At 61.4% G+C, this 18748-nt stretch carries 20 protein-coding genes; 12 read left to right on the plus strand and 8 right to left on the minus strand.

What is annotated here, in order from left to right; translation table 11 throughout:
- Positions 1-147 precede the first annotated feature (147 nt).
- From BBJ66_RS19740 to BBJ66_RS19755, 4 genes are all read left to right on the plus strand, one after another.
- The gene (locus tag BBJ66_RS19740) at positions 148-1761 is read left to right on the plus strand and encodes a glycoside hydrolase family 43 protein (RefSeq protein ID WP_071089090.1); all 1614 of its coding nucleotides are present in this window, start codon (positions 148-150) and stop codon (positions 1759-1761) included.
- Positions 1762-2227: 466 nt separating this feature from the next.
- Complete coding sequence (locus BBJ66_RS19745; RefSeq protein ID WP_071089092.1) at positions 2228-3154, plus strand: ABC transporter ATP-binding protein; 927 nt, start codon at positions 2228-2230, stop codon at positions 3152-3154.
- Entirely contained in the window at positions 3151-3912 is a 762-nt protein-coding gene (locus BBJ66_RS19750) for an ABC transporter permease (protein WP_049731905.1), read from the plus strand. Before BBJ66_RS19745 ends, BBJ66_RS19750 begins: the two co-directional genes overlap by 4 nt.
- Before the next feature lie 108 nt (positions 3913-4020).
- Positions 4021-4758 (plus strand): SDR family oxidoreductase, encoded by a 738-nt coding sequence (locus BBJ66_RS19755; RefSeq protein ID WP_049731906.1) that lies wholly within the window; start codon positions 4021-4023, stop codon positions 4756-4758.
- Here BBJ66_RS19755 and BBJ66_RS19760 read toward each other — a convergent pair.
- The 5 genes from BBJ66_RS19760 to BBJ66_RS19780 form a co-directional block, all read right to left on the minus strand.
- Positions 4721-5647 carry a LysR family transcriptional regulator gene (locus BBJ66_RS19760; protein WP_071089093.1) on the minus strand — a complete coding sequence of 309 codons (927 nt, stop codon included), beginning with the start codon at positions 5645-5647 and terminating at the stop codon, positions 4721-4723. The genes BBJ66_RS19755 and BBJ66_RS19760 overlap by 38 nt on opposite strands.
- Positions 5648-5761: 114 nt before the next feature.
- Positions 5762-6199: an EamA family transporter gene (locus BBJ66_RS19765; RefSeq protein WP_071089095.1), complete on the minus strand. Its 438-nt coding sequence runs from the start codon at positions 6197-6199 to the stop codon at positions 5762-5764.
- 161 nt (positions 6200-6360) lie between these two features.
- Positions 6361-7062 (minus strand): TIGR02281 family clan AA aspartic protease, encoded by a 702-nt coding sequence (locus BBJ66_RS19770; RefSeq protein ID WP_049731909.1) that lies wholly within the window; start codon positions 7060-7062, stop codon positions 6361-6363.
- The gene (locus tag BBJ66_RS19775) at positions 7059-7277 is read right to left on the minus strand and encodes a DUF1289 domain-containing protein (protein WP_071089633.1); all 219 of its coding nucleotides are present in this window, start codon (positions 7275-7277) and stop codon (positions 7059-7061) included. Before BBJ66_RS19775 ends, BBJ66_RS19770 begins: the two co-directional genes overlap by 4 nt.
- An 18-nt stretch (positions 7278-7295) precedes the next feature.
- Complete coding sequence (locus BBJ66_RS19780) at positions 7296-8078, minus strand: adenosylcobinamide-GDP ribazoletransferase (RefSeq protein WP_071089098.1); 783 nt, start codon at positions 8076-8078, stop codon at positions 7296-7298.
- 188 nt (positions 8079-8266) lie between these two features.
- On the opposite strand from BBJ66_RS19780, the gene cobT reads away from it, so the two are divergent.
- Positions 8267-9283: a nicotinate-nucleotide--dimethylbenzimidazole phosphoribosyltransferase gene (gene cobT, locus BBJ66_RS19785; RefSeq protein WP_071089100.1), complete on the plus strand. Its 1017-nt coding sequence runs from the start codon at positions 8267-8269 to the stop codon at positions 9281-9283.
- A 127-nt stretch (positions 9284-9410) separates the two neighbouring features.
- On the plus strand, positions 9411-9800 hold the full coding sequence (locus BBJ66_RS19790; protein WP_049731912.1) for a diacylglycerol kinase: 390 nt from the start codon (positions 9411-9413) through the stop codon (positions 9798-9800).
- A 48-nt stretch (positions 9801-9848) separates the two neighbouring features.
- Here BBJ66_RS19790 and BBJ66_RS19795 read toward each other — a convergent pair whose 3' ends face one another.
- The gene (locus BBJ66_RS19795; protein WP_071089102.1) at positions 9849-11384 is read right to left on the minus strand and encodes a sensor histidine kinase; all 1536 of its coding nucleotides are present in this window, start codon (positions 11382-11384) and stop codon (positions 9849-9851) included.
- A 106-nt stretch (positions 11385-11490) separates the two neighbouring features.
- Between BBJ66_RS19795 and BBJ66_RS19800 the strand changes: the two genes are divergently transcribed.
- The 5 genes from BBJ66_RS19800 (at position 11491) to BBJ66_RS19820 (ending at position 16270) form a co-directional block, all read left to right on the plus strand.
- Positions 11491-12048 carry a thermonuclease family protein gene (locus BBJ66_RS19800; RefSeq protein WP_049731914.1) on the plus strand — a complete coding sequence of 186 codons (558 nt, stop codon included), beginning with the start codon at positions 11491-11493 and terminating at the stop codon, positions 12046-12048.
- 4 nt (positions 12049-12052) lie between these two features.
- Positions 12053-12685 carry a uracil-DNA glycosylase family protein gene (locus BBJ66_RS19805; RefSeq protein WP_071089104.1) on the plus strand — a complete coding sequence of 211 codons (633 nt, stop codon included), beginning with the start codon at positions 12053-12055 and terminating at the stop codon, positions 12683-12685.
- A gap of 69 nt (positions 12686-12754) precedes the next feature.
- Positions 12755-13243: an Lrp/AsnC family transcriptional regulator gene (locus tag BBJ66_RS19810; RefSeq protein WP_003540387.1), complete on the plus strand. Its 489-nt coding sequence runs from the start codon at positions 12755-12757 to the stop codon at positions 13241-13243.
- Positions 13244-13903: 660 nt separating this feature from the next.
- A complete protein-coding gene (locus BBJ66_RS19815) occupies positions 13904-14926 on the plus strand; it encodes a porin (protein ID WP_049731916.1) in 1023 nt (340 codons plus the stop codon).
- 444 nt (positions 14927-15370) lie between these two features.
- Entirely contained in the window at positions 15371-16270 is a 900-nt protein-coding gene (locus tag BBJ66_RS19820; protein ID WP_071089106.1) for a LysR substrate-binding domain-containing protein, read from the plus strand.
- A 45-nt stretch (positions 16271-16315) separates the two neighbouring features.
- Here the strand turns inward: BBJ66_RS19820 and BBJ66_RS19825 are convergent, their stop codons facing one another.
- Both BBJ66_RS19825 and BBJ66_RS19830 read right to left on the minus strand, forming a co-directional pair.
- Positions 16316-16999 (minus strand): DNA alkylation repair protein, encoded by a 684-nt coding sequence (locus tag BBJ66_RS19825; protein ID WP_049731918.1) that lies wholly within the window; start codon positions 16997-16999, stop codon positions 16316-16318.
- Positions 16996-17865, minus strand: a complete 870-nt coding sequence (locus BBJ66_RS19830) for an NAD(P)-dependent oxidoreductase (protein WP_071089109.1) — start codon at positions 17863-17865, stop codon at positions 16996-16998. The genes BBJ66_RS19825 and BBJ66_RS19830 overlap by 4 nt, the downstream gene beginning before the upstream one ends.
- 161 nt (positions 17866-18026) lie before the next feature.
- Between BBJ66_RS19830 and BBJ66_RS19835 the strand changes: the two genes are divergently transcribed.
- Positions 18027-18398: a hypothetical protein gene (locus BBJ66_RS19835; RefSeq protein WP_071089111.1), complete on the plus strand. Its 372-nt coding sequence runs from the start codon at positions 18027-18029 to the stop codon at positions 18396-18398.
- The last annotated feature ends 350 nt before the right edge of the window (positions 18399-18748 follow it).

Genomic DNA, 18748 nt, shown 5'->3' on the forward strand with positions numbered 1-18748 from the left:
GTCCTTGGGCGGAATGGGTTCTTTTCGCCGCGCGGACGCGCGGCGGCTGGATTCCTGCGACGAGCACAGGAATGAGGGTGGGGAGGTGAAGTAACCGCCCACATTTGACGTACGTACCACAACAATAATCTCGGAGGAGGCCGCATTATGATCCGCAATCCCATCCTGCCTGGGTTCAACCCCGATCCGTCGATCTGCCGCGTCGGCGCGGATTACTATATCGCGACCTCGACCTTCGAATGGTATCCCGGCGTGCAGATCCACCATTCGCGGGATCTCGTGAACTGGACGCTGGTGCGCCGGCCGCTGGAGCGTCGGTCGCAGCTCGACATGCGCGGCAATCCCGACAGCTGCGGCATCTGGGCGCCGTGCCTTTCCTATGCCGACGGGCAGTTCTGGCTTGTTTATACCGACGTCAAGCGTTTCGACGGCAGTTTCAAGGATGCGCCGAACTACATCGTGACGGCGCCCTCGATCGAGGCGGAATGGTCCGACCCCGTCTATGTCAATTCCTCCGGCTTCGATCCCTCGCTGTTCCATGACGACGACGGCCGCAAGTGGTTCGTCAACATGCAGTGGAACCACCGCACCGAAAGTTATGGCGGCTCGCCGAAATCGCCTGCCTTCGACGGCATCCTGCTGCAGGAGTGGGATCCGGCGACGAAGGCGCTGAAGGGCCCGATCAAGAACATCTTTGCCGGTAGCCCGCTCGGCCTCGTCGAGGGCCCGCATCTCTTCAGGCGCAATGGCTGGTATTATCTGACGACAGCCGAAGGCGGCACCGGCTACGACCACGCCGTCACCATGGCGCGCGCGCGCCGCATCGAAGGGCCTTATGAGATGCATCCGAACATGCATCTCATCACCTCCAAGGATCATCCGGGGGCGGTGCTGCAGCGGGCAGGTCACGGCCAATATGTCGAGACGCAGGACGGTGAGGCCTATCACACCCATCTCTGCGGCCGGCCGCTGCCGCCGAAACGGCGCTGCACGCTGGGGCGAGAGACGAGCCTGCAGAAGTGCGTCTGGCGCGACGATGACTGGCTCTATCTCGAGAACGGCACCTCGGTGCCAGACGTCGATGTGCCCGGTCTGTTCGGCGCTGTGCCCGCGGAAAAGCCGATGCGCAGCGAATACGGCTTCGACGGCGGCACGCTACCGGCCGATTTCCAGTGGCTGCGCACGCCCGAGCCCGCGCGCATCTTCAACCTGACGGACCGTCCCGGCCATCTCAGGCTGATCGGGCGAGAAAGCGTCGGTTCCTGGTTCGAGCAGTCGCTGGTCGCCCGCCGCCAGGAGCATCACAGCTTCCGCGCCGAGACCGTGGTCGAGTTCTCGCCCGACACCTATCAACAGGTCGCGGGGCTGGCGCATTATTACAACCGACACAAGTTCCACGCCGTTGCCGTGACGCTGCACGAAACACTCGGCCGCTGTGTGACGATCCTCTCCTGCAACGGCGATTATCCGAACGGACGCCTCAACTTTCCTGCCGAAAGCGGTGTGGCGATCCCAGCCGATGGCCGCGTCCAGCTCGCCATGGAAATTCGCGAGAACGACCTGCAATTTTTCTGGCAGACCGAAGGCAAGGGCGCCTGGCAGCCGATCGGCCCGATCCTCGACGCCGGCATGATTTCCGACGAAGGCGGACGCGGCGAACACGGCTCCTTCACCGGCGCCTTCGCCGGCATGTTTGCCTTCGATACGTCGGGGCGAGGGAAGGTCGCGGATTTCGACTGGTTTAATTATGACGAGTTGTGAGGGGACACTCTCGCTTTCCTCCCGAAGGGACATTGAAGGCCAAGGACGGCCACCGTCCAGTCCCCACAAAAAGAAAGCCGGCGCAGGGCCGGCTAAGACGAACGCGGCCGACAGGGGATGCGGGCCGGTTCCAAGCACTTCGTGACTGAACAATAACTTTCACTATATGCCGAGGCAGCAAAAAAGGGGTGCAACGAGAACACCCGGAGACGGATCCGCAAAGGGGTAGGCGGCGGGGCGGATGCCGGTGCTGGCCTCGGCTCTGTTATGGGGCACGAAGATCACCGGATGATGACATCCGAAATCGGCCGCAGCCTTTCTCTCTCGCGGCCGAATAGCCTACGCCGATGGCCGACGGTGTTGGCGGGGCGTGAATGCTGTGTTCACGTTCCCAAGGATGTCAAAGCGTCATGAAGGCATTATATAGCGGGCCGAAGTAACACTTAAGAATCCGCAAGAGTACCGCATGGCCCCCATCATTTCCGTTCAGAATCTCACCAAGACCTACGCCAATGGGTTCGAGGCCCTGAAAGGCATCAACCTCGACGTCGAAAAGGGCGAGATCCTGGCGCTGCTCGGGCCGAACGGCGCTGGCAAGACGACGCTGATCTCGATCATCTGCGGCATCGCCAATCCGAGCGGCGGCCAGGTGCTGGTTGCCGGCCACGATGTCGTCAAGGATTTTCGCGCCACCCGTGGAATGATCGGGCTGGTGCCGCAGGAACTGACCACCGATCAGTTCGAGACGGTGTTCAATACGGTGAGTTTCTCGCGCGGACTGCACGGCAAGAAGGCCAATCCGGCCCATATCGAGAAGGTGCTGCGGGCGCTTTCGCTCTGGGACAAGAAGGACAATATGCTGCGCCAGCTCTCCGGCGGCATGAAACGGCGGGTGCTGATCGCCAAGGCGCTTTCGCATGAGCCGGATATTCTTTTCCTCGATGAACCCACAGCCGGCGTCGACGTGACGCTGCGCAAGGACATGTGGAATGTCGTTCAGGAGCTGCGGGCCTCGGGCGTCACCATCATCCTGACCACCCATTATATCGAAGAGGCGGAGGAAATTGCTGATCGCGTCGGTGTGATCAATGGCGGGCAATTGCTGCTCGTCGAGGACAAGGCGGCGCTGATGGCAAAGCTCGGCCGCAAGCAGCTCATTCTCGATCTCACCGAGCCGCTCGAGCGGCTTCCGGATTGTTTTGCCGGCAACGGACTGACGCTGGAAGCCGGCGGCAGCCGGCTGACTTACGATTTCGACGCCGACAACGAACAGGAAAGCATCGCCGCGCTGCTGACCCGGCTCGGTGAAAACAATATCCATTTCAAGGATCTCTCGACGCGGCAGAGCACGCTGGAAGACATCTTCGTGGCGCTGGTAGGAGCGGACAAATGAACATCGAGGCGATCAAATCGATCTATTTTTTCGAGATGGCACGCACGCGCCGCACGTTGCTGCAAAGCGTCATCTCGCCGGTGATTTCGACCTCGCTCTATTTCATCGTCTTCGGCGCCGCGGTCGGCTCGCGCATCCAGGAGGTGGAGGGCGTATCCTACGGCGCCTTCATCACGCCCGGCCTGATCATGCTGACGCTGCTCGGCCAATGCATCAGCAACGGCTCCTTCGGCATCTATTTCCCGAAATTCACCGGCACGATCTACGAGGTGCTGTCGGCGCCGGTGGCGATGACGGAGATCCTGCTCGGTTACGTCGGGGCCGCCGCCACCAAGGGGATGCTCATCGGCTTCATCATCCTGCTCACAGCCAATCTCTTCGTCGATGTCAGGATCGAACATCCCTTCATGATGATCCTGTTCTTCCTGCTGACGGCAATCACGTTCAGCCTGTTCGGCTTCATGATCGGCATCTGGGCAGGCAATTTCGAACAGCTGAACCTCATTCCCATGCTGGTCGTGCCGCCGCTGACCTTCCTCGGCGGCAGCTTCTACTCGGTCAACATGCTGCCGCCCTTCTGGCAGGCGGTCAGCCATCTCAACCCGGTGCTCTATCTCGTCAGCGGTTTCCGCTGGAGTTTTTACGGTATCGCCGACGTCAACCCGGCAATCAGCTTGGCGATGATCACGGTGTTCCTGGCGATCTGCCTGGGCACGCTCGGCTGGATCTTCAGGACCGGCTACCGGCTGCGCAATTGATCGCTTCCTGAGTAGCATCATCGGGAAAGCCGATGATGCTATCGGTTTCTTCCGTTTTTCTTCCGCTTCGATCCGAGGCATCTGCTCTCTCATTCAAGGAGATGCGAGATGACTGAAATCAGGATCGAAGGTGCGAAGGTGTTGATCGTCGGCGGCAGCTCGGGCATGGGACTGGCGCTTGCCAGGCGCCTGCTCGACGAGGGGGCGTGGGTGACGATCGCGGGGCGCAGCAAAGAGAGGCTTGCGGCGGCTTGCCACCAGCTCGGCGCCCATCCGAAACTCGGGACGTGCGCTGCCGATATATCGCGGGAGGAGAAGGTCGCGGCGCTGTTTCGGGATAGCGGACCGGTCGACCATATCGTCAGCACGGCGGCCGATATTGAAGGCGCCTATCAGTTGCTGCCGTCGATCGAGCTTGCCGCAGCGCAACGGGTGGTCGAGAGCAAGTTCTACGGGCCGCTGCTGCTGGCGAAATATGGCGCCGCCCACCTGCCGCCGGCGGGATCGATCACCTTTACGTCAGGTATCGCCGCCTATCGACCGGCGGCGCGCGGATCTGTGGTCGCCGCCGTCAATGCGGCGCTCGAAGGCCTGGTAAGAGCGCTTGCCGTCGAGCTGGCGCCGCTCCGTATCAATGCCGTGTCGCCGGGGTGGGTGGATACGCCGATCTGGAATTCCGTTGCCGGTGACGCCAAGCAGGCAACGCTCGACGCGATGGCGCAACGGCTGCCGGCCGGGCGTGTAGGCCAGCCGGAGGATATCGCCGATGCGATTCGCTTCCTGATCGGCAACGCTTTCACCACAGGCACTATCCTGCATGTCGAAGGCGGGCATCGGCTGGTCTGAGGGGCAAAAATTCTTCGCTGGCCGATTGCAGCAGGAGGGCGAGCGCCGGCGGCTGCACGCGCCGGCGCCGCCACATCATCATCAGCGAGGCGGCCGGGGGAGCGCCGCCCGGCCACGGCAGTTCGACGACATCGCTGCGCGCAGCGGCCGGGCCGACTGCAAGACGCGGGACGAGGCCGTAACCGGCGCCCGATGCAACGAACCGGATGATCGTTGCGATACTGTCGGCTTGCGCGACGATGGGCGGTGCCGGCAGGCCTGCTTCTTCAAAAGTGGTGTCGAAAAGGTAGCGATAAACGCAGCCGGTTTCGGTCGCGACGAAGGGCGCCGTGCTCAGCGCCGCGAGACTTTCAAATGATGGGGCCTGCGAATTGCTGCCGGCGATCAGCACCAGCGGTTCGCTGGAGATGCGGCGCGTCGCGAAGCGCTCGTCCTGCTGGCCGCGATCGAAGGTGAAGGCGACGTCGATCGAGCCGTGCTGCAATTGCGATTGCAATTCGCCGCTGCCGCCGATCTTGATTTTGAGAGCAAGGCCGGGGTTCTGCCTGCGGAAGAGGGAGAGCCAGGGCGCCAGCCTTTCGGCGGCAATTGTTTCGAGCGTGCCCAGGATGATGGACTGCTCGCTTCTGCCGACTGCAGCATAGACGGCGGCCTTTGCCTCGTCATTCAGCGCCAGGATCTCCTCCGCATAGGCCTTTAGGGCCGCACCCGCCGGCGTCGGGGCGACACCCTGGCGGGAGCGGAAGAGGAGCTCGACGCCGAGTTCTTCCTCCAGCGCCTGTATCTGGTCGCTGAGGCTCGATTGGGCGAGATTGACCTCGGCAGCAGCGCGCGTGAGGTTTCCATGGCGGATCACCGCAAGGAATGTCTTCAATTGTCGTGGATTCATCTCGAGCTCCGGTGGGCGCGCAGGCGCCTTGACGCAAGATATTAATAAAGCGGAACCTGCTGCAACGCAGGAGCATTTTCGACGAAGGGCCCGTCTGTGTTGCGCCCTTTCTCCTCAGGCGCTGCTGACGAGCAGGGCGCCTGAGATGATGAGGAGAGTGCCGGCGACGAGCTTCGCGATGTTCAACTCGGCAGCTTCGCCGAGAAACAGAGCACCGATTGCCAGCGTCACCAGCACGTTGCAGCTCCAGATCGGGGCGAGTTTCGAGACAGGGATGCCGTAAGCGAAGAGCGCGAAGCTGATGAGGCCGGTGCCGAAAGCGAAGCAGGCGCCTGCGGTGGCGGCAAAACCAAGACCTTCGACCGTCCAGGGGGCGGGGCGCCAGATCAATGCGGCGATCAGGCCGGCCAGCGCACAGGCGGCGCCGAAAGCGATCAGATAGACGGCGGAGCCGGTGGCTGATGTGGCGCTCTGCTTCTGAAAGATGGCGGTGATGCCCCAGAATAACGCCGGCAAAACGCCGCCGATGACGATCGGCCAGAGTGAATTCATCGCGAAACTCCTGTCGTACCCGTGGATCAGGGGCCTCGCCAAAGGCGAAAGCCGGTCGAACGTGCGGTGCCACCAGACTAGGAGTTTCTTTTTGCTCTTTGTGGTCTTGTTGTTGCGTTTGAAGGTGACAGATCCGAATGCCGGCGTAAAGCTGGGCCGGTTCAATTCCGCATCCGCAGCTCGTCGGTCTGCATCTGCAGCGAACCCAGCGTTTCCAGGAAGCTCATGCCGAGCAGGCTCTGGTCGAGCCGGCCGTCCTCGGCGACGCTGGCTGCGACATTGTTGCGGACGATCGGGCCGATCGCCACCTGGTCGAGCGTGACGGGTGCTGCGCGGCCGCGGCCGTTGGCGGTCATGACGGTCATGGAATAGCTGAGGCGGGAAAGGTCGATGCCGATCCGCTCGGCATCTTCGTGCGACAGCGCCACCATGCTGGCGCCGGTATCGACGAGCATCTCGATCGTCTGGCCGTTGACGGCGACATCGGCCTCGAAATGGCCGTTCAGCAGCTTGTGCAGAATGATCTCCTGGCCGCCTTCGCTTGTGGTGACGACGACGGCGCGGCCGGGAACGAGGCCGGCGAGCAGCCGGTTGCCGACGCCGAGTGCTTCCTGGCGATAGAGATAGACGGTGACGAGCGCCAGGATGATCACCAGCCAGATCATCATGTGGCGCATCGTTTCGCCGAGGTTGCGCCGGCTCGCCCAGATGCCGGCCGACAGCATCAGCGCAATCGGCAGCAGATAGACGACGCGGACGAAATCGTCACTCTGCAGGCCGATGATCCGGCTGCTGTCATTGTTGACGATCAGCACGGCAAGGCCGATGCCGATCACGACGAGGACGACGGTCAAACGGATCATAAAGGCCGCTCCGGCCCGCTGGCGAGGCCTGTTTCCATGTGGTTCGATACCGCGGCGGCGCCTGCAAGCCTTGCCGGCAGCAGCGCCATGATCCGGCTTCGCTCGATGTCGGAGTAGCTCACCCAGTTGCCGATTTCCTGGAGAGTCCGGCCGCATCCGGCGCAAAATCCGGTGGCAGGCTCCAGCGAGCAGACGTGAATGCAGGGTGTTTGCATGAAGGACATATCGGAGTTTCAAAGAGCCGTGGCAAGGGCGCAAAGGGTGGCGATCTCGCAAATTTGCTGTGTCGCGCCCAGCGTGTCGCCGGTGTGTCCGGCAAGCTTGCGGCGGATGAAAGCGGTAAAGGCAAGTGCGGCGATGCCGGTGGCGAGCAGGCTGGCGACCAGCGGCCGCAGGCCGAAGGCCGGCCAGATCAGAAGCGCTGCGACGAGGCCGGCCGAGGCGAGGGCAAATTGCATCGCCGCTTCATCCGGCTGGCCGGTCGAAGCGGCGACGCCATCGGCCTTGGCCGGCGGCAGCCGCTGCCAGTGCCAGGCGATGGCGCCACGGCTGAGCGCTGCGACGGCGGGAATGGCAAGGGCCGACGTGAGCGGCAAGGCGTGGCGGGCAATGGCGGCAAGTGCTGCGGCGCGGATCGCGAAGGAGAGGATCAGCGCGATCGCTCCATAGGTGCCGATCCGGCTGTCCTTCATGATGGCGAGGCTGTGCTCGCGGCTCTTGCCGCCGCCAATGCCGTCGGCGGTATCGGCCAGGCCATCCTCGTGCAGCGCGCCGGTGACGATGACCTGGATGGAAAGGGCGATCAGAGCGGCCATCAGCGGATCGGCGCGCAGCCCCAAAGCCAAGAAGAGGGCGAATGCGGGAACGAAGCCGATGACGATGCCGGCGAAGGGAAAGGCGCGCACCAGCCGGCCGAGCCTGCCGTCATAGGCTTTGAACAGCGATTGCGGCATGGGAATGCGGCTGAGAAAGGCGACGGCGCGGGCGGTATCGACCGCATGGTCCTTGATCTTCATTCTGCTTCGTTCTGCTCAAGGTTTCGGCTTATCACGTTGGCTTATGGTCGCGGCGGTACTTTTGGTGTTGTTCGCCCCGTCGGCCCGCTTTAAGAGAATTGCGACCCGCAAAGAAGCTGATTTGCTCGACGCAAACAAGTGGTTTGCGTGAAAACAAGAATACCCGGATTCATAGGAAAACCGCACAGATGAGCGTTTCAGGCCTGCCGTTCGACGATTTCCGTACCCTGCTCCGCGACCTGCCGGGGCCGGACGCCCGTGCGCTGGTGGCCGCGCGCGAACGCGACGCGCAGCTGACCAAGCCGCCGGGCGCGCTCGGGCGACTCGAGGAAATCGCCTTCTGGCTTGCCGCCTGGACGGGCCGCTCCCCTGCCGTCAACCGGCCGCTGGTGGCGATCTTCGCCGGCAATCACGGCGTCACCAAGCAGGGAATCACGCCCTTTCCGCCGGCTGTGACGCAGCAGATGGTGGAGAATTTCGCCGCCGGGGGTGCTGCGATCAACCAGATCTGCGTCGCTTACGATCTCGGGCTGAAGGTGTTCGATCTGGCGCTGGATTACCCCACCGGCGACATCACCGAGGAAGCAGCGCTTTCCGAGCGCGATTGCGCCGCAACCATGGCTTTCGGCATGGAGGCGATTGCCGGCGGCACCGACCTGCTCTGCATCGGCGAAATGGGCATCGGCAATACGACGATTGCCGCCGCGATCAATTATGCGCTCTATGGCGGTTCGGCGCGGGACTGGGTCGGACCCGGCACCGGCTCGGAAGGCGAGATGCTGGAGCGCAAGGTCGCGGCGGTGGAAAAGGCCGTCGAGCTCCACGGCGATCATCTCGACGATCCGCTGGAAATCATGCGACGCCTCGGCGGCCGTGAGATCGCGGCGATGGCCGGCGCCATTCTTGCCGCGCGGATGGAGCGCATTCCGGTGCTGATCGATGGTTATGTCGCGACTGCTGCTGCGGCGATCCTCAAAGCCGCCAATCCCTCCGCGCTCGATCATTGTCTGATCGGCCACGTTTCCGCAGAGCCCGGACATCTGCGCGCGATCGAGATGCTCGGCAAGACGCCGCTTCTGGCGCTTGGCATGCGGCTCGGCGAAGGCACGGGCGCAGCGCTCGCCGCCGGCATCGTCAAAGCCGCCGCTGCCTGCCATTCCGGCATGGCGACGTTTGCCCAGGCCGGTGTGAGCGGCAAGGATTGACGCGCGGTCGGCGCCGCCGATCCGCACGCGGCTTCGCTTGCGCCGCCCAGATGGATTCGGTATCTGCGTATTCGGTCATCAAGCGGGGCGGCAAAGCCTTTCCCGGTCTGCGAGAGGAGAGGGCGCCTTGACGAAGCCTGCGGTGACGAAAGAGACCGGAATTCGGCACTTCATCGCCGCCGCCAGCTATTCCTGGGCAGGCTTCCTGCGAGTTCTAAGAGAGGCAGCCTTCCGCCAAGAACTCGGATTCTCAGTCATTTCGATCGCGGCGCTGGCGCTGGTCGGGGCGAGCGCCGGCGAGATCGTCGTTGCAGTGTTGCTGTTTCTCGGGCTGTTTTCGATGGAGGCGATGAATACCGCCGTCGAAGAGGTGATCGACCGGATCTCGCCCGAGATTTCGATCGTCGGCAAACATGCCAAGGATCTCGGCTCCTTCGCGGTGAGCTGCATGATCGCCGCCTGCTGCCTCTATCTCGGCTTCATCCTCGGCAAACATATCTTCTTTGGATCCGCATGATGTCGTCCGAAAACCGCTCACACTTTTCGGCATTATGCTTTAGCTGAATCAGGCGAAACTCTTGCGCTTGCGGGCGACGGCCTGGGCCTCTTCCACGGCCGGCAGGCTTTGGAGCACGCGCTTGGCGGGCAGGATGGCGATGACCTCGGTGCCCTCGCGCAGCTTCGATTTCAGCAGGAACTGTCCGTCATGCTTGGCAAGGATCGCCTGGACGATCGGCAGGCCGAGGCCGGTGCCCTGTTCGGCGCTCTTGATGGCGATCGAGCCCTGGCCGAAGGCCGACAGGACGACGGGAATCTCTTCTTCCGGAATGCCGGGGCCGTTGTCCTTGATCGAAATGTACTGACCGCCGCCGGCCGTCCAGCCGACCTTGACGTTGATTTCGCCGCCCTGCGGGGTGAACTTGACCGCATTGGAGAGAAGGTTGAGCACCACCTGGCGCATCGACTTTTCGTCCGCCCAGATGGCCGGCAGCTGCCGCTCGAATTGATCCGAAATGGCGATGTTCTTGGCGCGGGCGCGCAACTGCACCATGCCGATGCAATCCTCGGTGATATCGAGAAGCGATATCGCCTCCTCGCTCAGCTCGTATTTGCCGGCCTCGATGCGGGAGAGGTCGAGGATCTCATTGATGAGATCGAGCAGATGCTGGCCGGAGCGGTGAATATCGCCGGCATATTCCTTGTAGGTCGGATTGGCGAGCGGCCCCATGACTTCGGCCGACATCACCTCGGAGAAGCCGAGGATAGCGTTGAGCGGGGTCCTGAGCTCGTGCGACATGGAGGCAAGGAAGCGGGACTTGGCGAGGTTTGCCTCCTCGGCGCGGCGGCGCGCCTCGTCCGACATCGATTTCGCCACTTCAAGCTCGGCGATCAGGTCGTCCTTTTCCGACTGGTAGGAAAGAATCCTGAGGTTCGACTTGAACAGCCGGTCGCTGATATAGTTGAAGAAGACGAGGGTGCTGGTGAAGAGCCCCGTCAGGCTGATTTCGAGAAGGTCGCGGGACAGGCCGCTCTTGGCGGCGAGGGCCAGAACCGCCGGCGCGAAGGCAGCGAGCACGGCAGGCGTCAGCATGAAATTCGACATCGCCGTGACGGAGAGCGCGATCAAAAGCGTCGCACCTTTATAAAGGATGAAGCTCGACGGCTCGCAGGTATCGCAGCCCTGCAGCGCGAAGACCGCCCAGCAGCAGCCGAGTAGCAACTGGCCGAGCAGCAGCAGGCGGCGCCATTTTCGGGCGCTCTCGGAGGTGATTTCCTGACGGCGGGCGCGCCGCGCCAGCAGGATATTGCCGGTGTGACAGGTGAGCGTCAGCAGCGCCCACAAAAGCAACTGCGTATCCTGCGTGAAATAAACACCGAGGGCGGTGATGATCACGACGAAGAGCGGCATGATCGTCGCGCTCTGCAGCATCGACGCCACATACATCTTGAGCGCGTCACGGTCGAAGGAGGAATTGGACGCATGGCCGGACTGAAGACGTTCACGCGTCTGCCGCACGGCCTTCGAAACGGCCTTGTTGCGGTGGCTGCGCGACCTGTCGACGATAATCTTGTCGGTCGATGTGCTTACGCCGGTACTCATGTGCACGTTGAAACTTCATCCCAGGGTGGATAAGAGCTTAACCGGCAATTCTTAAGAAGATGTTTGCCATCTTTGCCAAGGATTTGTTTTTTAAGGAGGCGAAAGCGTGACACGGAGCCTGCGCCTGATTCGCGACGGCGTGACCGCTCTTGCCCTGCTGGCGCTCCTGGCGCTGATCGCCGCCAAGCTCAACGATGCAGGAAGAATCGAACATGCGGGCGCTTTCCATGCTGCCGATGGCGACAGTCTGACTTTAGGAGAGGAACGTTTGCGCCTCGAAGGCATCGATGCACCGGAGCTCAACCAGAGCTGCGAGCGCGCGGGACATGCCTGGGCCTGCGGGCGGGCGGCGCGTGAGGCGCTGCAGGGCATGGTTCTGGCATCGGGAACGCTTTGCCGGGGCAGCCGGCGCGACCGCTACGACAGACTGCTTGTCATCTGCCGGAGCGGGACGATCGGCGACATCAACGCCGCTATGGTGCGCCGGGGCATGGCAATCTCCTATGGCGATTACGGCAAGGAGGAGGCCGAGGCGAGGGCCGCGAAGGCGGGGCTCTGGGTGGGGACTTTCGAGCGACCGCGCGATGTGCGCGACCACGCGCGCCAGAGGTCTGCTTCCGATGGCCCCCTGCGCTTCATCAGGCGGATCGTCGGATGGGAGTGAGGTCATGACGAATGAAATCGGACTGGAAGGCCTGCGGCTGGAAATCGCCTCCTGCCGTATCTGTCGTGACGCGCCGGCGAAAGGCCTCGCATATCGGCTGCCGCACGAGCCGCGGCCGGTGGCAGTGATTTCGTCGAGCGCACGCATCCTGATCGCCGGGCAGGCGCCCGGGCTTCGGGTGCATGAGAGCGGCCTGCCGTTCGACGATGCTTCGGGCGATCGGCTGCGGTCATGGCTCGGCGTTGATACAGCGAGCTTCTACGACCGCGACCGATTCGCCATCGTGCCGATGGGTTTCTGCTTTCCCGGCTATGACGCCAAGGGCGCGGATCTGCCGCCGCGTCGCGAATGCGCACCGTTCTGGCGGCAAAGGCTGATTGCGGCCATGCCGCAGATCGAACTGGTGCTGGTCATCGGCCAATATGCGCAGGCCTGGCATATGAGGGCCGAAAGGCGGGACAATATGACTGAGACGGTGCGGGCGTGGCAGGACAGCCTTCTGTCCAATCGGTCGCCGGCGGTGCTGCCACTGCCGCATCCGAGCTGGCGCAACAGCGGCTGGCTGAAGCGCAATCCGTGGTTCGAGGAAGAATTGCTCCCGGTCTTGCGGGATCGGACAAAAATGCTGCTTTCCTGAAACAAAATTCTTTTCGTCGGGCGGAATCGCGTTATACAAAGAAAATAATTCGAAAGGACTGTTGCTCGCATGGATCGCCTCGACCGAAAAATACTGCGTCTTCTACAAGAAGATTCGACCCTGGCCGTGGCCGACCTCGCCAAAAAAGTCGGGCTGTCGACGACGCCATGCTGGCGGCGCATCCAGAAAATGGAAGAAGATGGCGTCATCAAGCGCCGAGTCGCCATCCTTGATCCGGAGAAGGTCAACACCAAGGTCACGGTCTTCGTGTCGATTCGCACGGCCACCCATTCGATCGAATGGCTGCGGCGCTTTTCCGAGGTGGTCGCCGAATTCCCCGAAGTGGTGGAATTCTACCGGATGAGCGGCGATGTCGACTATCTCCTGCGAGTCGTCGTGCCGGATATCGCCGCCTATGACGCCTTTTATAAGCGGATGATCGCCAAAATCGAGATTCGCGACGTCTCCTCCGCCTTTGCGATGGAGCAGATCAAGTATTCGACGCAACTGCCGCTCGACTATATGATTCTCGACAATGCCAAATCCAATGAGGATTGAAATCGGCGTTCGGCGCACGACGCGAAGGCCTGAGGATTGTGCTACCTGAGTCGATCCGGCCACATCTGAGTGCGCCGATCCGGTAAGTGCGGAGGGGTGAAATGCGATCAAGACTGCAGAAAAGCCCCAGAAATAGCGAAAAAACGCTCGAATCCCGCCTAGGTTCGGAAAAATACATAGCCTGGTAAGAAATACGAGGCTATGTTGAATGGAACCAGTGCGCGTTGTGTCATCATTTCGTCTCATTGGTATCGAATTCAGGACACGATGTTCTAAACTGCTGCCTTGTATGTGTTGATTAGCCGGCGGTAGAGTTTATGCACTTCACCAATATGTTCGACGGGGGTCGAACGGTGGAGAATTTGACAAATGGGGCGTAGCGTTTGCGGCTTGCGATGGAGGATTTCCGTCGCGAGGCCGCTTGGCGTTTCTGTCGTCTAGATAATTGAAATTGTTGTATAAAAATCACGTTGCCGGGGAAACTTGCTCTAGGGGGCCCATCTTGCGTGTGTCGAGAATTGCTTGAGAGGACCTCATATGGGATGACGGTTTGGCGGTTCGATCGATCCGCACGCCGAGATGGCTGTTCAAACTGGGCCGGCTTCAAATCGACTACCCGATTGGAAGCCAGCCCCGATCGACAAAGGAATGGATTGGTAAATGAACATCAGAATGGTTTTGCTTGCATCAGCAGCAGCATTTGCTGCATCGACGCCGGTTCTTGCAGCTGACGCTATCGTTGCTGCTGAGCCGGAACCGGTTGAATATGTTCGCGTCTGCGACGCTTACGGCACCGGCTACTTCTACATCCCGGGCACCGAAACCTGCCTCAAGATCGAAGGTTACATCCGTTTCCAGGTTAACGTCGGCGAAGATGTCGGCGGCGATTCGGACTGGGATGCCGTTACCCGCGGTCAGGTTCAGTTCACGGCCAAGAGCGACACCGAGTATGGTCCGCTGACCGGCGTCATCGTCATGCAGTTCAATGCTGACAACGCCACCGATCAGGACGCCATCCTCGACTCCGCTTACCTCGACATCGCGGGCTTCCGCGCTGGTCTGTTCTACAGCTGGTGGGACGATGGCCTCTCCGGCGAAACCGACGACATCGGTTCTGTCGTAACGCTGCACAACTCCATGCGTTACCAGTATGAAAGCGGCACCTTCTACGCCGGTCTCAGCGTCGACGAACTGGAAGACGGCGTTTACAAGGCTGGCGAAGAAGCCAACAACGTTGGCGTTGCCTTCGGCGTCGGCGGCACGGCTGGCGCGTTCAGCTACCAGGTTACTGGCGGCTGGGACTTCGACAACGAAGATGGCGCAATCCGCGCAATGGGTACGGTTGACATCGGCCCCGGCACGCTCGGCCTCGCTGGCGTATACTCCTCCGGCCCGAACTCCTACTACTCTTCGGCTGAGTGGGCTGTTGCTGCCGAATACGCCATCAAGGCAACCGACAAGCTGAAGATCACCCCGGCCGTTCAGTACTACGGCAACTACTTCGGCGGTGGCAAGGCTGTTCCGGATGACTACGACGGTCTCGGCGATGCTTGGAAGGTTGGTCTGACGGTTGATTACCAGATCGTCGACAACTTCTATGCCAAGGCTTCGGTTCAGTACCTCGATCCGGATGATGGCGACGACTCCACGACGGGCTACTTCCGCCTGCAGCGTTCGTTCTAATCCACTTAGTGGATGCTCCCGGTCTTCGGACCGGGGGCACTTCAAATCAGTTTCTGATCCGAGTGACCTCCGATCAGCTACGGGGACGGGTCCGGTCTTCCCTGCCGGACCGTCCTTGCAGCGTTTTTAACGCACAGTCCTCTGGGCAGTCTTTCGGAAACCTTTTCAGGTGAACCGAATCCGTCTGTTGCGTATCGCACGGCGGCTTATTCCAGCTTTGTTCTGTGGCACCCATTTCAATTTTCAAGCGAGCTGGATCGGTCGATAGCATCGTCTCGTGGATGGAGCTGTTGGTTCCCTGCCTATTCGGGGGTCGGCTGGCTTGCCGCAACAGGTCGCGAAAAAAATCCAATGCCGACAATGTGATTACAGCTTTTTTGGAGAGCGGATACAACTTTTGCAGGGGGCTCGTATTTCATTCCTTCTCGCGGATAGCTTGTTCTGATGGACGATCTCAACGACTACTATTATTTCGCCGCTGTCGTCTCCAGCGGCGGCTTCGCATCCGCAAGTCGCGATCTCAAGATACCGCGTTCGAAGCTGAGCAGGCGGGTCAGCCGACTAGAGGACGGGCTTGGCGCGAGACTTATAGAACGCTCGACTCGCCACTTCCGGGTGACGGAGATCGGTCAGGCTTTCTACGAAAGATGCCAGACCATTCTGCAGGAGGCCGACCGCGCCAAGTCAATCGTCAGCGAGGCTCAATCCGATCCGCAAGGCGTGGTGCGGATGGGCTGCCCGCTCGGCCTCGTCGATATCTCCGTCGGCGGAATCCTGCCTGAATTCCTGGAGCGCTATCCGAAGATCAAGCTGCAGATCATTGGCTCCGACCGGCGCGCCGACCTCATCAACGAACGGATCGATCTTGAGGTGAGGGCAACCAACGAGCCGGAGACGCAGACGAGCTTGACGATGCGCAAGCTCGAGCGGGCGCGGCGTATTCTGGTCGCAAGTCCCTCGCTGGTCGAGCGCACCGGCGGCCTGAATTGTGTGGACGAACTCGCCGAGCTTCCGACGCTGGCCATGACGTCATGGGTGTCGTTCCACAGCTGGGAATTGATCGGACCGAATGATGCCAAACGGGTGATTCGGCATCAGCCGCGGCTCACCTGCCGCAGCATGACCGCCATCCTCGACGCGGCCCGTGCCGGTCTCGGCTTCGGGCTTTTGCTCGAAAGCGCCTGCGAAGCCGATCTCCAGACCGGCAGACTGGTGCGGGTGCTGCCGGATTGGCAGTCGGAGGAGAGCCAGTTTTATATCGTCTTCACGACCGCCAAGGGCATGCCGCCGGCAGTGAGGGTGCTGATCGATTTCCTGGTCGAAAAATCCCGGCAGCATTCATAAGGCAGCATTGACGAAGAAGGGCTTCAGCTTGGCGCCTGCATGCGTTTATTTCAGCCGTGTCGTTAGCTTTTCGCCGGCCAATTCCTTGACGGCGTCCTTGCCGATCCAGCGGGCAGTTTTGTCAGAGCTTTCCGCGAGCGCCCTTGCAAGGGCGAGCGCCGGCGTATGGCAGGCGAGATTGCGCTTGCCGATGCTGCGGAGCGCCCAATTGATCGCCTTGCGCACGAAGTTCCGAGGGTCGCCCGAATGGGCTCTGATCAGCGGCAGCCAGGCAAGGATGCTGGTGTCGGGCTCTGTCTTGCGATGGACGGCGGCGCCTGCAATCATGGCGAAGGCAGTGCGCCTGACAAATTCGCGCTCGTCGTCAGCGAATTCTGCGATGAGTTCGTCCAGCCGGGCCTCGACGAAAAGGTCGGCAGCGCAATCGACGATTTCCCAGGAGTTGAAATCATTGGTCCAATTCCGGGCTTCTTCCGCCGTCAGCCGGCTCGGCTCGGCTGTAAAGAGGGCGAGCAGACGGGCTTCGCGGATGTCGCTACGCCAGAGATTCATTGCTCTGGCGTGATCCTTCTTCGCTTGCCTGGCGATCGCCTTGACATCGGGATTGGGAATGCCGAGGGCGCTGGTGGTGACGATGCCGAAGCGCGCCATGCCGGCGATATTCTCCTCCGAACGCAGCGTTTCGAGATGCGCGATCAGTTCGGCTGCATCGGAGGAGGGGGCAATCATTTTTCGAGACGGGCGAGCAGCGAGGATGTATCCCAGCGATTACCGCCCATCGCCTGGACGTCGCCATAGAACTGGTCGACGAGGGCGGTGACCGGCAGCTTGGCGCCATTGCGGCGGGATTCGGTGAGCACGATTCCGAGATCCTTGCGCATCCAGTCGACCGCGAAGCCGAAATCATATTTGCCCGCGTTCATGGTCTTGTGGCGGTTTTCCATCTGCCAGGAGCCCGCCGCACCCTTGGAAATCACCTCGACGACCTTTTCGATATCAAGGCCGGCGCGCTTGCCGAAATGCAGCCCTTCGGCAAGCCCCTGGACGAGGCCGGCGATGCAGATCTGGTTGACCATCTTGGTCAACTGGCCAGAACCTGCCGGCCCCATCAGGCCGACCATGCGGGCATAGGCGTCGATAACGGGCCTGGCGCGTTCGAAGGCGGCCTCGTCGCCGCCGCACATCACGGTCAGGACGCCGTTTTCAGCGCCGGCTTGGCCGCCGGAAACGGGAGCGTCGATGAAATCGACGCCTTTTTCCTTGGCCGCGGCATAAAGTTCGCGGGCGACCTCGGCGCTGGCGGTGGTGTTGTCGATCAGCACCGACCCCGGCCTCATGCCGTGCAGGACGCCGTTTTCGCCCGATGTCACCGACCGGAGATCTTCATCATTGCCGACGCAGACGAAGACGAAATCGGCGCCCGCGGCAGCCTCGGCCGGGGTGGATGCGGATTTGCCGGAGAATTTTTCTGCCCAGGCGGCGGCTTTTTCGACTGTTCGATTGTAGACGGTGACATCATGGCCGCCCTTCGTCTTCAGATGACCGGCCATGGGAAAGCCCATGACGCCGAGACCGATGAATGCGACTTTAGCCATATGTCCTGTCCTTATCCGGAGTGCGAGGCCCTGAGGATTAACCGAAACGGCCGGGGCAGAAAAGCCGTGAAGACGGACTTCCTTGCGATAGACGGATATGAGGCTGGTCGCCGTTCGCCTCAGCCCTAGATGGGAACCAGGCAAATGTGTACGGGGATGACATGCGCGAAGTTCCGACGATCGAGCCGCGGCGTAAAGGCCGCAGTGGAATGCAGTCGATGCTTATTCCATCGCAGCAGATGGTCGCAGAAGAGATTCGATCGGCGCAGCAAGGTGTTTTCACCGAGCTTGGCATCCTTCGCCGCCGCCTCGCTGCCGAATACGGGGCGGACGCCTGTTGTCCGGTTACCGTGCAGCGGCATTTGCGCGCGATTGCCGATCTGTCTTTCCTCGCGTTGCAAAAGGGTGAGCCGGTTTCGACGCTCACGCCCTATTGGCGCATGATCGATCCCACCAGCCTGCTGGCGACGCGCCTTGCCGGCGGGGCCGGCTTTATCCGGGAGCGGCTGGCTGCCGAACGTCGGGAGGGATAGCGAAAGAAGGCTGCTATCGGCAGGCGCTTGCCGACGAGCAACAGAACGGGAAAAATTATTCCTCGAAGCGGACGACAATGGAAAATTGATATTGTCGATATAATTTATAGTCTATGGCAATATTCCGGCGATCGAAGGCGACTCCCGCTTCCTGCCAGCCGCGATCGATCGACAGGATATTTCAGATGTTCACGCGCAACCAAAGCCCCGGCATTCGCTCCGCCGCCACCGCGATCCTCCTAAGCATCCGCGTGGCGGCGCGCCAGGTATGTCCTGCATGTGGTCGCATGCCGGAGGCCAGCTAAACCGCGCGGGCTGATTTTCGAATTTCGCAGCAAAGGACCGTTTCC

It is taken from the genome of Rhizobium sp. RSm-3 (assembly GCF_001854685.1).
Classification (GTDB): Bacteria; Pseudomonadota; Alphaproteobacteria; order Rhizobiales; family Rhizobiaceae; genus Rhizobium; species Rhizobium ecuadorense.

What these genes read in the sequence shown, in the direction of transcription:
- BBJ66_RS19795 (WP_071089102.1), bottom strand. Translation starts at nt 11,384, where the DNA reads ATGAGTACCGGCGTAAGCACATCGACCGACAAGATTATCGTCGACAGG.
- BBJ66_RS19820 (WP_071089106.1), top strand. Translation starts at nt 15,371, where the DNA reads ATGGACGATCTCAACGACTACTATTATTTCGCCGCTGTCGTCTCCAGC.
- BBJ66_RS19740 (WP_071089090.1), top strand. Translation starts at nt 148, where the DNA reads ATGATCCGCAATCCCATCCTGCCTGGGTTCAACCCCGATCCGTCGATC.
- BBJ66_RS19745 (WP_071089092.1), top strand. Translation starts at nt 2,228, where the DNA reads ATGGCCCCCATCATTTCCGTTCAGAATCTCACCAAGACCTACGCCAAT.
- BBJ66_RS19750 (WP_049731905.1), top strand. Translation starts at nt 3,151, where the DNA reads ATGAACATCGAGGCGATCAAATCGATCTATTTTTTCGAGATGGCACGC.
- cobT (WP_071089100.1), top strand. Translation starts at nt 8,267, where the DNA reads ATGAGCGTTTCAGGCCTGCCGTTCGACGATTTCCGTACCCTGCTCCGC.
- BBJ66_RS19765 (WP_071089095.1), bottom strand. Translation starts at nt 6,199, where the DNA reads ATGAATTCACTCTGGCCGATCGTCATCGGCGGCGTTTTGCCGGCGTTA.
- BBJ66_RS19825 (WP_049731918.1), bottom strand. Translation starts at nt 16,999, where the DNA reads ATGATTGCCCCCTCCTCCGATGCAGCCGAACTGATCGCGCATCTCGAA.
- BBJ66_RS19830 (WP_071089109.1), bottom strand. Translation starts at nt 17,865, where the DNA reads ATGGCTAAAGTCGCATTCATCGGTCTCGGCGTCATGGGCTTTCCCATG.
- BBJ66_RS19755 (WP_049731906.1), top strand. Translation starts at nt 4,021, where the DNA reads ATGACTGAAATCAGGATCGAAGGTGCGAAGGTGTTGATCGTCGGCGGC.
- BBJ66_RS19760 (WP_071089093.1), bottom strand. Translation starts at nt 5,647, where the DNA reads ATGAATCCACGACAATTGAAGACATTCCTTGCGGTGATCCGCCATGGA.
- BBJ66_RS19780 (WP_071089098.1), bottom strand. Translation starts at nt 8,078, where the DNA reads ATGAAGATCAAGGACCATGCGGTCGATACCGCCCGCGCCGTCGCCTTT.
- BBJ66_RS19835 (WP_071089111.1), top strand. Translation starts at nt 18,027, where the DNA reads ATGCGCGAAGTTCCGACGATCGAGCCGCGGCGTAAAGGCCGCAGTGGA.
- BBJ66_RS19770 (WP_049731909.1), bottom strand. Translation starts at nt 7,062, where the DNA reads ATGATCCGTTTGACCGTCGTCCTCGTCGTGATCGGCATCGGCCTTGCC.
- BBJ66_RS19815 (WP_049731916.1), top strand. Translation starts at nt 13,904, where the DNA reads ATGAACATCAGAATGGTTTTGCTTGCATCAGCAGCAGCATTTGCTGCA.
- BBJ66_RS19805 (WP_071089104.1), top strand. Translation starts at nt 12,053, where the DNA reads ATGACGAATGAAATCGGACTGGAAGGCCTGCGGCTGGAAATCGCCTCC.
- BBJ66_RS19810 (WP_003540387.1), top strand. Translation starts at nt 12,755, where the DNA reads ATGGATCGCCTCGACCGAAAAATACTGCGTCTTCTACAAGAAGATTCG.
- BBJ66_RS19775 (WP_071089633.1), bottom strand. Translation starts at nt 7,277, where the DNA reads ATGCAAACACCCTGCATTCACGTCTGCTCGCTGGAGCCTGCCACCGGA.